A 13,122-nucleotide genomic window follows, 5' to 3' on the forward strand; every position below is an offset into this window, starting at 1 on the left:
TGAACCCACCGGCGGGGTGGGTGTGTATTGGGCAGCGCCCCCCGGGCCGTGATCAGGTCGGCTCCCAGCGCGACGCGGGCGCCGTCGCGGTGCGCGAGCAGTGCCTTGTGCAGCGCGAAGCCCGCGTCCTCCAGCCACTTCAGCCACGGGCCGCCGTCGGGCAGCCCGGCGACGACCGGCGCGACGATCGCGTCCGTCATGTGGTCGAGCAGCGCGCGCTTGCTCCGGAAGTGCCAGTACAGCGCGGGAGCCTTGACGCCCAGCCCGGTGGCCAGCCGCCGCACGGTGAGCTTGTCCAGGCCCTCCTCTTCCAGCAGTTCCAGCGCGACGCGCACCGCGTCGCCGACTTCCAGCGGCATGCTCCTCCTTGACGCCTTAACTAGTTAAGGACACTATCACCCTTAACTAGTTAAGGAGACGGCATGGACGCCGATGTGATCGTCGTGGGCGCGGGCCCGGTGGGCCTGTTCCTCGCGGCCGAGCTCGAGCTGGCCGGGGCCGAACCCCTGGTCCTGGAACGCCTGGTGACGCCGTCGGAGGAGACGAAGGCCCGCGGCCTGGGCGCGCTGGCGACCGAGGCGCTTCAGCGGCGCGGCCTCGGTGACCAGCTCGCCGAGGCCGACGCCGAGGGCACGAAGGACCTCGCCCGCGACCACGGCAGCACCCGCGGCCACTTCGCCAACATCTTCAAAATCGTGCCGGACGACGCCCGCCCTCGGACGAACATCTGGCAACCGGAGCTGGAACGCGTCCTCGCGAAGCACGCCGAGGGTGTCCGGGTGCTGCGCGGGCACGAGGTCACCGCACTCCGGTCCGATGTGGACGGTGTGACGGTCACGGCGGGAGGCCGCGAGTGGCGCGCGAAGTACCTCGTCGGGTGCGACGGCGGCCGCAGCACCGTCCGCAAGCTCGCCGGATTCGGCTTCCCCGGCACCCCGGCGCTGCTGCACACGATCGCCGGGCGCGTCCGGTTCGCGGGCGACGTCCCGCCGGGCGGGCGCTACGCCACCGGCACCTTCATGCAGGGCGGCAGCATGGCCGGCGTCACCGAGCTCGCGACCGGTGCCGAGCCGGACGTCACGCCGGACGTGCTCGCCGCGAGCATCGAGCGCGTCACCGGCCGGCCCGTCGTCGTCGAGGAGCTCCACGACGCGCGGCGGTTCGGCGACCAGGCCCGGCAGGCCGACGACTACCGCCGCGGCCGCCTCTTCCTCGCCGGCGACGCCGCGCACGTGCACTCGCCGAGCGGCGGCCAGGGCCTCAACCTCGGCATTCCCGACGCCGCCAACCTCGGCTGGAAGCTCGGCGCCGTCCTCCGCGGCGACAAGCCCGAAGCGTTCCTCGACACCTACACGCGCGAAAGGCACCCAGCCGGCGAAGCGGTGCTGCGCAACACACGCGCGCAGTCGGCGTTGCTGGCGCCCGGCCCGCACATCGACGCGCTGCGGGAGATCGTCGGCGAAGTGCTGGACCTGCCGGAGGCGAACCGGTACTTCGCGGACCTCCTCTCCGGCGTCCGCGAGCGCTACGACTTCCCTTACCCTGCCCCGGCACCGACCGGCGAGCACTGCCCCGACCTCGAGCTCGTCGACGCCACGGGCCGCACGACCTGGCTGCACGAGCACACCCGCACCGGCCGTGGCCTCCTGCTCTCCGCGGAGCACCCGGCCGATCCGCGCATCGACGTCGTGCCGGTGACGAACACCGGACCGCTGCTGCTCCGGCCGGACGGGGTGATCGCGTGGGCGGGCGACGGGCCGCTCGACGCCGCCCTGGACACCTGGTTCTAGCCCGGCGGGTCGCGGGTGCTCGAAGGCGCCTCGGAATGACTCGTGAATTTCCTCCACAGCCACCGATTCCTCGGCAAATCACGATCCTGGCGCCGGATCACGTGAAGCTGGCGCGGGGGTCTCGCTTTCTGGTCAGGTCTCGATACGCTGCGCACTTGACAAATCACATGCCGAAACACAGGGAGGGACGGCATGGGTGAAGATTCACGTGCGCGCGGGCTGGACAACACGGACAGATCGCTGATCGCCTTGCTGCAGCAGGACGGCCGGGCTTCGTTCACCGCGCTCGCGAAAGCGGTCGGGCTCTCGGAGGGAGCGGTCCGCCAACGGGTGCAACGGCTCCTGCGCGACGACCTCATGCAGATCGTCGCGGTGACCGACCCGGCCAACGTCGATCTGACGAGGCAGGCGATGGTCGGGATCAGCGTCGACGGCGCTGATCCGCGCACGGTCGCCGACAAGCTGTCCGAGCTGCCGAACGTGCACTACGTCGTGTTGTGCGCCGGGCGCTACGACTTGCTGGCCGAAGTCGTCTGCCGGGACGACGACCACATGCTCGAAGTGCTGGGCGAGGAGATCCGCAAGATCGACGGCGTGTCCGGGACCGAGCTGTTCGTCTACCTGAAGCTGGCCAAGCAGAACTACGCCTGGGGCCGGCTCACCGCATAGCCCCTCGTGAGTGAGAAACAGGGCCGGAACACTGTTTCTCACTCACGAGCCGCTACTGGAACCGGCGGTGGCCGGCCCGCGCGGGCACCCGCCTCGGCGAGCCCGGCCAGCGCCGCCGGGAGCGGATCCCGGTGCAGCACCCCGAGGCGCTGCGTGGCCCGGGTGAGCGCGACGTACAGCTCGGCCGCGCCGCGCGCGCCCCCGGCCAGGATCCGCGCGGGCTCGACGACGAGGACCGCGTCGAACTCCAGGCCCTTGGTCGCCGACGGCGGGACCGTGCCCGGTACGCCGGGCGGCCCGATGACGACGCTGGTGCCTTCGCGCCCGGCCTCGTCGCGGTCGAATTCGTCGATGGCGGCCGGGAGTTCGTCGTCCGTGACCCGGCGGGACCACGGCCGGACCCCGCTCGCCCGCACGGATTCCGGCGGCCGCGCGGCCGGCGCGAACTCCGCGAGCAGCGCGCCGGCGACGGTCATGATCTCCGCCGGCGTCCGGTAGTTCACGGTCAGCTCCCGGTACACCCACCGGTCGGCGACGTAGGGCGCCAGCACCGGCCCCCACGCCGTCGCCCCGGCCGCGCTGCGGCGTTGCGCCAGGTCGCCGACGATCGTGAAGGACCGGCTCGGGCACCGCCGCATCAGCGTCCGCCAGTCCATTTCGGACAGTTCCTGCGCCTCGTCGACGACGACGTGCCCGTACGTCCAGTCCCGGTCGGCGGCCGCGCGCTCGGCGAGGTCGCGCGTGTCGCGCTCGCCGAACCGGTCGGCCAGGTCCTCGGCGTAGAGCAGATCGGTGGCGACCAGGCCGAGGTCTTCGTCCTGTTCCTCGCGATCCAGCTTGATGAGGTCCATGACGCCTTCGGCGTACTCCGCCTCCTCCTCCGCCCGGCGGCGCGCGGCGGCGCGGTCGGCCGAGTCGTCCCGGCCGAGCAGGTCGACCAGCTCGTCGAGCAGCGGCACGTCCGAAACCGTCCAGGCCGCGTCGTCCGCACGGAACAGCGCCGGGTCGGCGCCGGCGGCCTCGAGCCGGCGGGGCGACATGTACAGCGGTGCCAGCAGCGTCTCCGGCGTCAGCTCCGGCCACAGCGCGGCGAGCGTCGCGTCGAGGTCTTCGTGCTCGGCCAGCTCGTCGAGGACGTCGGCGCGCAGGTCGGCCCAGGCCCCGCGGTCCTCCCGGGTCAGCCAGCCCTCGCCGATCCGCGCGACGGCCCGCTCGGCGAGGATCGCCACGACGTGCTCGCGGAAGACCGCGCGGGCCTCGTTGTGCGGCAGCCCGGACCGGCGTGCTTCGAGCCGGGCTTCGTCCGCGACGTCACCGTCGAGCTCGACGGTGACGTCGGCCAGCTCGACCGGCACCGGTTCGTCCGGCACCTTCTGCCGATCGGCCACCGCCGCGGCCAGCACGTCGAGGATCTCCAGCGATCCCTTGAGTTTCGCCAGCTCCGGCTCGTCTTCGGCCGTGACGCTCAGGCCGGGCACGAGGTCGCCGGTGGTCTGGAAGACGACGTCGGACTCCCCGAGCGAGGGCAGCACCCGGCCGATGTGGTCGAGGAACAGCGGGCTCGGCCCGACCACCAGCACGCCGCTGCGCGACATCCGTTCGCGCTGCGTGTAGAGCAGGTACGCGACGCGGTGCAGCGCGACGGCCGTCTTGCCGGTACCCGGTCCACCTTCGACGACCAGCACGCCCGAGTGGCCGAGCCGGATGATCTCGTCCTGCTCGGTCTGGATCGTCGCGACGATGTCCCGCATGCCCTCGCCGCGCGGCGCGTTGACGGCCGCGAGCAACGCCGCGTCCCCGCGCTCGCTGGAACATGCCTGGGGGTACGACCCCCCAGACCCCCCGAAATCGTCGGTGTGCGGGCGGCCGAGGACTTCGTCGGTGAAATCGACGACCTCGCGCCCCAGAGTGTGGAACTGACGGCGGCGGCGCATGTTTTCCGGCGTCGCCGCGGTGGCGACGTAGAACGGCCTTGCCGCCGGCGCCCGCCAATCCAGCAGAAGGGGTTCGTAGTCGTTTTCGCCGTCGAAGAGACCGATCCGGCCGATGTAGCGGATTTCGCCCGAAAGGGCGTCCAACCGGCCGAAGCAGAGCCCGTTGTCGGCGACGTTCAGCCGGACGGCCTCCCGGGCCCGGACGCGCACGTCCGCGTCCCGCTCCACCAGCGTGGTTCCCGGTTCCCCGAGCGCCCGGCGGTAGCGGGCGCGCGCCTGTTCACGTTCGCGGTCGAGGCGCGCGTACAGCCCGGTGACGTACGCGCGTTCGGCCCGCAATTCCTCGTCGTACCCCTGGTTTGACAAATTCCCCTCACAGCGGTTAGACTGAAGCTACAATCGGCGGGTCTTCCTGTTTATTTCGGAAGGCACGTCGATTTTTTATTGTCCACCCGCTGTCAAGCCCCCTATCCGGGCGTGAATGACCAGCGGTACTGTGCGCGCATGAGCGGTCCGCGGGTGTTCCGGCTGATCCAGCCCGTCGACGACATCGAGATCGCGGTCGCCTTCTACGAGCGGGTTCTCGGCCACCGCGGCGAACGGATCGCGGTCAACCGGCACTACTTCCCCTGCGGCGACGTCGTGCTCGCCTGCGTCGAGGCGCCGCTCGACCACCGCGAACCGCGGCCGCGGCGGGACCCGCGGATCGTCTACCTCGCGGTCGACGACGTCGACGAGACGTTCCGGCTGGTGCGCGCCGCCGCGCCGCGCTGGATGGACGACGCAATCGAGACCCAGTTCTGGGGCGAACGGTCCTTCTACGCGGACGACCCGTTCGGCAACCCGCTCTGCTTCGTCCAGGAGGACACGCGCTACGTGGGCGGCTCCGCCGGCTGATCGCCGTTGGCGGGGTGCATCCGGATCGGCATGACGAACCAGAGGATCCCGAAGAGCAGCACGCACAGCACGCCCATGATGATCATGGCGATCTCGCCGTAGACGACCTTGGCGATCAGCGCGACGGTCGACGTGATCGCCAGGGCCAGGCACACCAGGCCGACCAGCACGAGCCGGTTGCCGGCGGTCAGGATCCGTTCGCGGCTGCCCGTGCGGAACAGGAGCCGGTGCCACGCCGCGGGCGCGGTCAGCAGCGCCGTCGCCGCGACCGCGAGCGCCACCGCGGACAGGTGCAGCGCCTTCTCGAAGCCGCTGGCGTCGTGGAACCGGTCGGTGAACACCACCGAAAGCAGGAACCCGAAGAGGATCTGCACCCCGGCTTGGGCAACACGCAGCTCCTGCAGCAGTTCGCCGACGTTGCGGGTCAGCTGCTCGTTGCGGGTTTCGCCGGTGTGTTCAGCCACGGAAAAACGATACGTGGACTCCGTCACCGCCACCCGCTGGGAAGCGAAGGTTGCTTTCCGCTCAGGAGTGCGGACTTTCGGTGGCCGCCAGCAAGCGCTGCCCGAGAGCGCGGACCGCCTCCCGGAGTTCGGGACAGCGCACGACCCGGAACGGCGCGGGGCTCCGGGCGAGCTGCTCGGCGTACCAGGCGGGATTGCTGGTGCTGCCGGTCAAGCGGGTCGTCTCGTCGCCGAGGCGCTCGAGCCGGCCGACGGCGCGGGGCAGGCACCGGCTGGCCAGGTCGAGGGGCGCGTCGATGACGACCTCGGCGTCGTACTCCCAGCCGACGGCGAGGTGTTCCTCGATCGTGGCGACCGGGTCGAGGTCGCGGGGTGGCTCGAAAGTGTGCTCCAGGATGCCGGCGCCGCGGACCCGGTCGATCCGGTACGCCCGCCGCTCGCCCGTCGGGTGCTTGCGGCACAACAGGTACCAGCGGCCGTGCCGGACGACGACGGCCCACGGCTCGACGTCGCCGGTCCACTCGGTGCCGGCCTCGGAGCGGTAGCCGAGGCGGACCCGCCGATGGTCGGCGCAGGCCTGCACGAGGGCGGCGGTGGTGTCGGGGTCCGGCCGCGCGGCGGCGGGGTCCGGCGCGGGGGCGGTGGTCCGCCGGACGGCCTCGGCCTGCGCGGCGACCGGCTCGGGGAGCGCCTGCACGATCTTGCCGAGGGCGCCGCCGACCAGGGTGGCGGGATCGTCGGCGTCGTGGTGGCCGTCGAGCACCGCCATGACCAGGCCGAGGGCCTCGGCGGGGCTGAACGTCAGGGGCGGCAGCCGCAGGCCGCGTCCGACCCGGTAGCCGCCGTAGGGCCCGCGGACGGAGGCGACCGGGATACCGGCCTCGCGCAGGATGCCGACGTAGCGCCGGGCGGCCCGTTCGGACACGCCGAGCTTGCCGGCGAGCCGGTCCGCGGTGATCCCTGGACTGGCCTGAAGGAGTTCGAGGGTGCGCAGCGCCCGCGCCGTCGGGCTCGTGTCCGTCATGGGAATTCCCGATTCCGGAAGTGGATCGTCCGGAACCGATCCTAAGCTCCGCGGCCATGACCGACACAGAGGCGACGCTCGTGGTGGACGGAGACGAGATCTCGACGCTGTTGAGCACGCTCGAACGCATCCGGCGCACCTTCGCCTGGAAGTGCGGGGGCCTCGACGCGGACGGGCTCCGCGTCACCACGGCGGCGAGCACGATGACGCTGGGCGGCCTGCTCAAGCACCTCGCCTTCGTCGAGGCCGACTGGTTCGCCGTCAAGCTGCGCGGCGAGCCGATCGGGCCGCCGTGGGACACCGCCGAGCCGGGCTCGGAGTGGTCGACAGCTGCCGGCGAGCGTCCGGAGGAGCTGTACGCCCTCTGGGACGCGGCGGTCGTCCGGTCGCGCGCGATGGTCGCCGCCGCCCTGGCCGAGGGCGACGCCGGCCAGGCCGGCCGCTTCACCTGGCCCGACGGGCGCACGCCGAACCTGCGGCGGATCATCGCGGACATGATCGAGGAGTACGCGCGCCACACCGGTCACGCCGACCTGCTCCGCGAAGCCGTGGACGGCCTGGTGGGCGAGGACGCGCCGGCGTGACGGCGGCCGTCACCGTCGTCCCGGCCAACGAGGCGTCGTGGGACGACGTCGCCGCGGTCTTCGGGACCGCCGACTACCCCGGCCGCTGCCAGTGCCAGCGGTTCAAGGTCGCCGGCTGGATCTGGCGCGACTCCACGCAGGAGCAGCGCACCGCCATGCTGCGGGCCCAGACCGCCTGCGGCGAGCCGGACGCCGCCACGAGCGGGCTCGTGGCCTACGTCGACGGCGAGCCGGCCGGCTGGGTCGCCGTCGAGCCGCGGACCGCCTACCCCAAGCTGCGCGGCTCGCGCGTCCCGTGGACCGGCCGCAGCGAGGACAAGGACGACGACGGCGTCTGGGCGGTGACGTGCTTCGCCATCCGCAAGGGCTACCGCGGCCGCGGCCTCACCTACCCGCTCGCCCGAGCCACCATCGGCTTCGCCCGCGAACGCGGGGCCCGCGCGCTCGAGGCGTACCCGATGATCACCCAGCCGGGCAAGGAGATCACGTGGGGCGAGCTGCACGTCGGCGCTCGCCAGGTGTTCGCCGACGCCGGGTTCGAAGAGGTCAGCCACCCCACGCCGCGACGCGTCGTGATGCGTATTGAATTGTCTGCTGTGGACTGACCCTCACCACCCCCAGGAGCGGTCGGGCACCACGCGGATGCGGACGGAGTACTCGGCGTCGAACGCGTCCGGCGTCGCGAACCCGATGGCCTCGTAGGACGGGCCGTACTTGTCGAGGTAGCCCGGCGCTTCGGACGCCTTGCCCTCCTCGACGCGCGCCTTCCCGTTGACGACGAGGATCGCGCCGCCGTTTTCGTCTCCGTTGAGGTGGAAGCTCACCTCGGGGTTCGCTTCGAGGTGCCGAAGCTTCGCGGTGTCCGGCTTGCTGAACACCAGGATGTCGTCGCCCTCGAGCACGAACCACACCGGCCGCGGCGCGGGCCGCCCCTTCGGCGTGACGGTGGTCAGCCAGCCGATCTTCTCCGCGGCGCGGTCGGCGAGTTTCGGTTCTGCCATCGGTGTGCCCCCTGGTCGTCGGTCGTGTGATCCAGGTAACCACGAGGCACCGACAATTTCTTCCCGCGTCTACTCCCGCGTCAGCGCGAAGCGACGAGCCGGGCGTACCGCGTCCCGGCCGCGAGCAGCACCAGCCCCGCGCCGAGGAACGCACCGACCCGCGCCAGGCCGTCCAGCGCGGCCAGGTCGAACAGCACCAGCTTGAGCACCGCGGCGCCGACCAGGACCAGCCCGCTCACGCGCAGCCCGACCACGGCGATCCCGCGCAGCAGCAGCACGAGCGCCGCGATCGTCCAGGACACCGTGATCAGCGCGTGGCCGAGGAGGAAGCCGGTGCGACCGGGGACGGCCAGCAGCGACGCGCAGAGCACGACCCCGGCGGCGCCGTAGAGCGCGGAAACCCCGGCGACGAGCCAGATCGGCAGGTCGTCGGCCGGCCCGCGGAAGACCGCCAGCCGCACCGCGGCCCACGGCAGCGCGACCGAAACCGCGAGGATCAGCAGGGCGACCGCGAGCGCGCCGGCAACGTCACCGGCCGGCCGGATCCGGTACACCATCAGCAAAGCGGGCGTGACGTCGAAGAACACGCCGATCAGGCCACCGATCGTCGCGAAGCCGAGCGCGGCCCCCAGCGCGAACTTGTTTCGTCCGCCGACCGCGGCCAAGACGAGCAGCAGCGCCTCGCCGAGCAGCACCGCGGCGCGGGCCGGCCCGTCGAACTGCGTGACGGTGGCCTGCAGGATCGCCAGCAGCCCGGCGAGCCCGGCCAGCTGCCCGGCGAGACCCGGCCACCAGCGGCGCGCCGCCCAGACGGCCAGGAGGACGACCCCGGCCCCGGCCGCGACGGGCACGGCCTGGACCTTGGGCAGCAGCAGCGCCGCGACCAGCGCCGGGACGACCGCCGTCGCCAGCACGGACAGCGCGGCGGGATCGTTCTCGCGGCGGCGCAGGACGATCAGCGCGAGCACGATGCCGACGATGCCCGCACCGAGCGCCGCGGCTGTGTTCTGCCAGGTCCCGTGCGCGACCGCGGTGCTGATGACGGAGGCGAACAGCGGCGGCACCCCGGCGGCGAGCGTCAGCGACGACCAGTCGCGGCGCAGCTGCACCGGCGCCGTCGCGAGCTGGACCATCAGCAGGAAGGCGACGAGCTCCGGGGTGAACCCGCGGGTGATCATCGGCGCGCACACGCCGCAGCCGACGACGACCACGGAAGCCAGCAGCGGCGACTCCCAGCGCAGGGCCACGAGCAGCCCACCGACGGCGATAGCGAGGCCCGCGGCGAGCCCGGCGAGCACCGGAAGGAAGTCGTACAGCGACGTCGCGGCGACGGCGTCCAGGTAGAGCGTCGCGATGCCGGTCCAGGCCAGGGCGAACGCCCCGGTGCGGCCGGCGGGCTTGCGGTGCAGCCAGACGCCGGCGCCGGTCAGCGCGAGCCCGAAGGCGGCGCCGACGAGCACGCGCGGCAGCGGCCCGAGCCAGCCCCGCTGGACGGCCAGCACGAGCAGCAGGACGACACCGAGCAGCGTCACAGCCCCGCCGACCCAGGCCAGGACGCGGCTGCCCGCGCCCTCCTTGCCGAGCTTTTCGCCGAGCGTCTGGCGCGGCGGGGCGGGCAGGTAGGGCGAGGGCGGCGGGACGTAGTGCTGCCGGGGCGGCTGCCAGGGGTTCTGAGGCCACGGCGGCGGCATCTGCTGCTGCGGCTGCTGGGGCCACGGTTGCGGCTGGGGTTGCGGCTGAGGCTGGGGCGGCGGCTGCTCGGCCGTCTTGGGTTGCTCAGCCTGAGGCTGCTCAGCCTGCTTGGGCTGCTCGGCCTCTTTCGGCTGGTCGGCCTGGACGGTCCGCAGTTCGGAGCCCACCACGGCGAGACGACGCCCCAGGTCGTCGATCTCGCCGGCGAGCCGGAGGAGCACATCTGCTTCGGTGGTCATACCGGACAGAGTCACCCACAAGGGGACTCCGGCGGATCCGTAGCACTACTCAACCGCAGTGAGTACCCGGTCCATGGTCGTCATGATCGAGACGGTCTCGTCGAGCGGCATGAGCGGGCTCTCCGTCTCGCCGGCGGCCAGCAGCCTCGCCACTTCGTCGGCCTGGTGCCGCAGGCCACGGCCCTCATCGACGTACTCGAAGCGGCTTCGCTCGCCTACGCGCGGGATGAGTGTGAAGGATGCGGGCGCGTAGAACGGCCCGTCGATCTCGATGCGCCCGTCGGTGCCGACGATGGATGCCGTGGTCGGCGAAGCCGCGCTCAACGTGCAGCTCAGCACGGCCTGCGCCCCGCTCGCGTAGCCGAACAGCATCGACGTCTGCGCGTCGACGCCGGTGAAGGCCGGCGTCACCATGGCGGCGACGCGATCGGGCGTGCCGAGCACCATCGACGCGAACGAAACCGGGTAGATCCCCAGGTCGAGCAGGGCGCCACCGCCGAGTTCGGGGGCGAACAGCCGGAAGGCGGGGTCTTCGGCGAACCACTGCCCGTGGTCGGCGGTGACGGTGACGACATCGCCGAGGCTCGGCAGCAGCCCGCGGAGGTGCCGGACGTGCGGCAGGAAGCGCGTCCACATGGCTTCCATGAGGAAGAGGTTGTTCTCCCGCGCCAGTCCGGCGAGGTCACGCGCCTCTTCGGCGTTCATCGTGAACGGCTTCTCGACCAGCACGGGCTTGCCGGCCTCGAGCGCGAGGCGCGCGTTGCCGTGGTGCAGGGGGTGCGGCGTGGCGACGTAGACGATGTCGACGTCCGGATCGTTGGCGAGGGCTTCGTAGCTGCCGTGCCGGGCCGGGATGCCTCGCTGCTCGGCGAAGACGCCGGCGCTTTCGGCCGTGCGCGACCCGACCGCGGCGACGACGCCGGAGCCGGTCAGCTCGAGGTCTTCGGCGAAGGACTTGGCGATGCCGCCGGTCCCCATGATTCCCCAGCGCAGGGGCTTGTCGGTCATGCTCCGAACCCTACGTGCCGGGCTGTCGGCAAAAGCACGGTGGAAGTCCGCGCACCCGGTCGGGCAGGGTGGAGGTTCCCGAGTCGAGCGGAGGCTCGCCGTGCCTCGTCGCCGTGTTCCCGAACGCGCCACGCCCGTCGGCGCCGGCCGGATCTTCCTGCCGGTGATGCTGGTCGTCTTCGGCCTGGGCACGCTGGCGCTCCTGGTCGCCGCGATCAGGGTGCTGGCCGGCGACCTCGGCCACGGCGGCGATCCGTCGCCGTGGTTCGTGCTGTCGGTGTTCGCGACGGCGGTCCAGCTGGCCGGCGTCGTCGCGCTCGGCTTCCGCCGCCGCTGGGGCGCGAAGGTGCTCGCGGCGGCGTTCGCGGCGAGCGTGCTGCTGGACTTCACCGCGCTCACCGGGTTGACCACCGGAACGGTCCTGATCAAGATCATCGTGGCCGGCCTCCTGGCCACGGCGATCCTGGTCCGCTGGGACGACCTCGTGGCTTGACGGCCCCTGGTCGACGTGATCGACACCACAGGCGACAATGGAGGACGTGACCGCCACCCTGAGCAAGCCCGCCCTGAAGATCGGCCCCTACCAGGTCGATCCCCCAGTGGTGCTCGCTCCGATGGCCGGCATCACCAACGTCGCCTTCCGGCAGCTCTGCCAGGAGTACGGCGCCGGCATCTACGTGTGCGAAATGATCACCGCGCGGGCCGTCGTCGAACGGCACCCCGGGACCATGCACATGATGACCTTCGGGGCCGACGAGAAGCCCCGGTCCATGCAGCTCTACGGCGTCGACCCGAAGACCATGGCCGAAGCCGTCCGGATCATCGTCGGCGAGGGCCTCGCCGACCACATCGACTCCAACTTCGGCTGTCCCGTCGCGAAGGTGACGCGCAAGGGCGGCGGGGCGGCGCTGCCGTTCAAGCGGAAGCTGTTCGAGGCGATCGTCCGGGAGTCGGCTCGCGCGGCGGGCGACGTGCCGTTCACGGTCAAGTTCCGCATCGGCATCGACGACGACCACCGCACGTTCCTCGACGCCGGCCGCATCGCCGAGGCCGAGGGCGCGGCCGCCGTCAGCCTGCACGCGCGCACCGCCGCGCAGCGCTACTCCGGCCAGGCCGACTGGACCAAGATCGCCGCCCTCAAGGAAGCCGTCACGAGCATCCCGGTGCTCGGCAACGGCGACATCTTCTCTGCCGCCGACGCCCTGCGCATGGTCGCCGAGACGGGCTGCGACGGCGTCGTCGTCGGCCGCGGTTGCCTGGGCCGGCCTTGGCTGTTCGGCGAGCTGGAGGCGGCGTTCGCGGGCCGCCCGCTGCCGACCCCGCCCAACCTGGGCGAAGTGTCGCGCGTCCTGCGCCGCCACGCCGAGCTGCTCATCCAGCACGACGGCGAGACCAAGGCCCTGCGCGACCTGCGCAAGCACATGGCCTGGTACTTCATGAACTTCCCGGTCGGCTCCGAACTGCGCCGCGGCTTCGCGATGGTGTCCAGCCTGACCGAACTCGACGACCTCATCGGCCGCCTCGACCACGACGCCCCGTTTCCCGCGAACGCCGATGGCCCCCGGGGGCGTCAGGGCTCCCCGGGCAAGGTCACGCTGCCGCACGGCTGGCTGGACGACCCGGACGACGACTGCGTGCCGGAGGCGGAAGACATGCACTCCGGCGGCTGAGTACGTGAAGAACCTGCGACTTCATCAGGTTCCGCGTAAACACGTTCGGCCGCTACCGCCGGGACAGCCAAACCGGGAAGCTGAGCGTCCGGTCTCGCGCTTTCGTGCGCAGAGGCGGTTTTGAAGGGAGCTCCGATGACCTGACCACCC

The 13,122-nt window shown here is 72.0% G+C and carries 14 protein-coding genes; 7 read left to right on the top strand and 7 right to left on the bottom strand.

All coding sequences use genetic code 11. The features are described 5' to 3' along the window. The coding region (locus tag AB0M83_RS36120) for a TetR family transcriptional regulator (RefSeq protein WP_364524140.1) at positions 1-359 on the bottom strand (359 nt) is incomplete at its 3' end. A gap of 63 nt (positions 360-422) precedes the next feature. Between AB0M83_RS36120 and AB0M83_RS36125 the strand changes: the two genes are divergently transcribed. Together AB0M83_RS36125 and AB0M83_RS36130 are read left to right on the top strand one after the other, a co-directional pair. Next, positions 423-1,790 carry an FAD-dependent monooxygenase gene (locus tag AB0M83_RS36125; RefSeq protein ID WP_364524142.1) on the top strand — a complete coding sequence of 456 codons (1,368 nt, stop codon included), beginning with the start codon at positions 423-425 and terminating at the stop codon, positions 1,788-1,790. 192 nt (positions 1,791-1,982) lie between these two features. Then, positions 1,983-2,459 (top strand): Lrp/AsnC family transcriptional regulator, encoded by a 477-nt coding sequence (locus AB0M83_RS36130; RefSeq protein ID WP_364524144.1) that lies wholly within the window; start codon positions 1,983-1,985, stop codon positions 2,457-2,459. Between the two features lie 38 nt (positions 2,460-2,497). Here the strand turns inward: AB0M83_RS36130 and helR are convergent, their stop codons facing one another. Beyond that, entirely contained in the window at positions 2,498-4,759 is a 2,262-nt protein-coding gene (gene helR, locus AB0M83_RS36135) for an RNA polymerase recycling motor ATPase HelR (protein ID WP_364524146.1), read from the bottom strand. A 138-nt stretch (positions 4,760-4,897) separates the two neighbouring features. On the opposite strand from helR, the gene AB0M83_RS36140 reads away from it, so the two are divergent. Next, complete coding sequence (locus AB0M83_RS36140; protein ID WP_364524148.1) at positions 4,898-5,290, top strand: VOC family protein; 393 nt, start codon at positions 4,898-4,900, stop codon at positions 5,288-5,290. Here the strand turns inward: AB0M83_RS36140 and AB0M83_RS36145 are convergent. Beyond that, positions 5,266-5,754, bottom strand: coding sequence for a DUF6328 family protein (locus AB0M83_RS36145; RefSeq protein ID WP_364524150.1), 489 nt, complete (start codon positions 5,752-5,754; stop codon positions 5,266-5,268). The genes AB0M83_RS36140 and AB0M83_RS36145 overlap by 25 nt on opposite strands. Before the next feature lie 61 nt (positions 5,755-5,815). Beyond that, on the bottom strand, positions 5,816-6,778 hold the full coding sequence (locus AB0M83_RS36150) for a WYL domain-containing protein (RefSeq protein WP_364524152.1): 963 nt from the start codon (positions 6,776-6,778) through the stop codon (positions 5,816-5,818). Positions 6,779-6,834: 56 nt separating this feature from the next. Between AB0M83_RS36150 and AB0M83_RS36155 the strand changes: the two genes are divergently transcribed. Together AB0M83_RS36155 and AB0M83_RS36160 are read left to right on the top strand one after the other, a co-directional pair. Next, positions 6,835-7,362, top strand: a complete 528-nt coding sequence (locus tag AB0M83_RS36155; RefSeq protein WP_364524154.1) for a DinB family protein — start codon at positions 6,835-6,837, stop codon at positions 7,360-7,362. Next, complete coding sequence (locus AB0M83_RS36160) at positions 7,359-7,967, top strand: GNAT family N-acetyltransferase (RefSeq protein WP_364524156.1); 609 nt, start codon at positions 7,359-7,361, stop codon at positions 7,965-7,967. The genes AB0M83_RS36155 and AB0M83_RS36160 overlap by 4 nt, the downstream gene beginning before the upstream one ends. Positions 7,968-7,970: 3 nt before the next feature. Here the strand turns inward: AB0M83_RS36160 and AB0M83_RS36165 are convergent, their stop codons facing one another. The 3 genes from AB0M83_RS36165 to AB0M83_RS36175 form a co-directional block, all read right to left on the bottom strand. Continuing rightward, complete coding sequence (locus AB0M83_RS36165) at positions 7,971-8,363, bottom strand: TIGR03667 family PPOX class F420-dependent oxidoreductase (RefSeq protein ID WP_364524158.1); 393 nt, start codon at positions 8,361-8,363, stop codon at positions 7,971-7,973. Positions 8,364-8,443: 80 nt separating this feature from the next. Continuing rightward, positions 8,444-10,294, bottom strand: a complete 1,851-nt coding sequence (locus AB0M83_RS36170; protein WP_364524160.1) for a DUF2339 domain-containing protein — start codon at positions 10,292-10,294, stop codon at positions 8,444-8,446. A 45-nt stretch (positions 10,295-10,339) separates the two neighbouring features. Then, positions 10,340-11,302, bottom strand: a complete 963-nt coding sequence (locus AB0M83_RS36175) for a Gfo/Idh/MocA family oxidoreductase (RefSeq protein ID WP_364524162.1) — start codon at positions 11,300-11,302, stop codon at positions 10,340-10,342. Between the two features lie 100 nt (positions 11,303-11,402). Here AB0M83_RS36175 and AB0M83_RS36180 point away from each other — a divergent pair, with 100 nt between their 5' ends. Both AB0M83_RS36180 and dusB read left to right on the top strand, forming a co-directional pair. Further along, the gene (locus AB0M83_RS36180) at positions 11,403-11,795 is read left to right on the top strand and encodes a hypothetical protein (protein WP_364524164.1); all 393 of its coding nucleotides are present in this window, start codon (positions 11,403-11,405) and stop codon (positions 11,793-11,795) included. 37 nt (positions 11,796-11,832) lie between these two features. Further along, positions 11,833-12,972 carry a tRNA dihydrouridine synthase DusB gene (dusB, locus tag AB0M83_RS36185; RefSeq protein WP_364524166.1) on the top strand — a complete coding sequence of 380 codons (1,140 nt, stop codon included), beginning with the start codon at positions 11,833-11,835 and terminating at the stop codon, positions 12,970-12,972. Positions 12,973-13,122 lie beyond the last annotated feature (150 nt).

The sequence above is a fragment of the Amycolatopsis sp. NPDC051106 genome, from assembly GCF_040682775.1.
In the GTDB taxonomy this organism is placed as follows: Bacteria; Actinomycetota; Actinomycetes; order Mycobacteriales; family Pseudonocardiaceae; genus Amycolatopsis.

What these genes read in the sequence shown, in the direction of transcription:
- AB0M83_RS36170 (WP_364524160.1), bottom strand. Translation starts at nt 10,294, where the DNA reads ATGACCACCGAAGCAGATGTGCTCCTCCGGCTCGCCGGCGAGATCGAC.
- AB0M83_RS36140 (WP_364524148.1), top strand. Translation starts at nt 4,898, where the DNA reads ATGAGCGGTCCGCGGGTGTTCCGGCTGATCCAGCCCGTCGACGACATC.
- AB0M83_RS36130 (WP_364524144.1), top strand. Translation starts at nt 1,983, where the DNA reads ATGGGTGAAGATTCACGTGCGCGCGGGCTGGACAACACGGACAGATCG.
- AB0M83_RS36175 (WP_364524162.1), bottom strand. Translation starts at nt 11,302, where the DNA reads ATGACCGACAAGCCCCTGCGCTGGGGAATCATGGGGACCGGCGGCATC.
- AB0M83_RS36125 (WP_364524142.1), top strand. Translation starts at nt 423, where the DNA reads ATGGACGCCGATGTGATCGTCGTGGGCGCGGGCCCGGTGGGCCTGTTC.
- AB0M83_RS36165 (WP_364524158.1), bottom strand. Translation starts at nt 8,363, where the DNA reads ATGGCAGAACCGAAACTCGCCGACCGCGCCGCGGAGAAGATCGGCTGG.
- AB0M83_RS36155 (WP_364524154.1), top strand. Translation starts at nt 6,835, where the DNA reads ATGACCGACACAGAGGCGACGCTCGTGGTGGACGGAGACGAGATCTCG.
- AB0M83_RS36150 (WP_364524152.1), bottom strand. Translation starts at nt 6,778, where the DNA reads ATGACGGACACGAGCCCGACGGCGCGGGCGCTGCGCACCCTCGAACTC.
- dusB (WP_364524166.1), top strand. Translation starts at nt 11,833, where the DNA reads ATGGAGGACGTGACCGCCACCCTGAGCAAGCCCGCCCTGAAGATCGGC.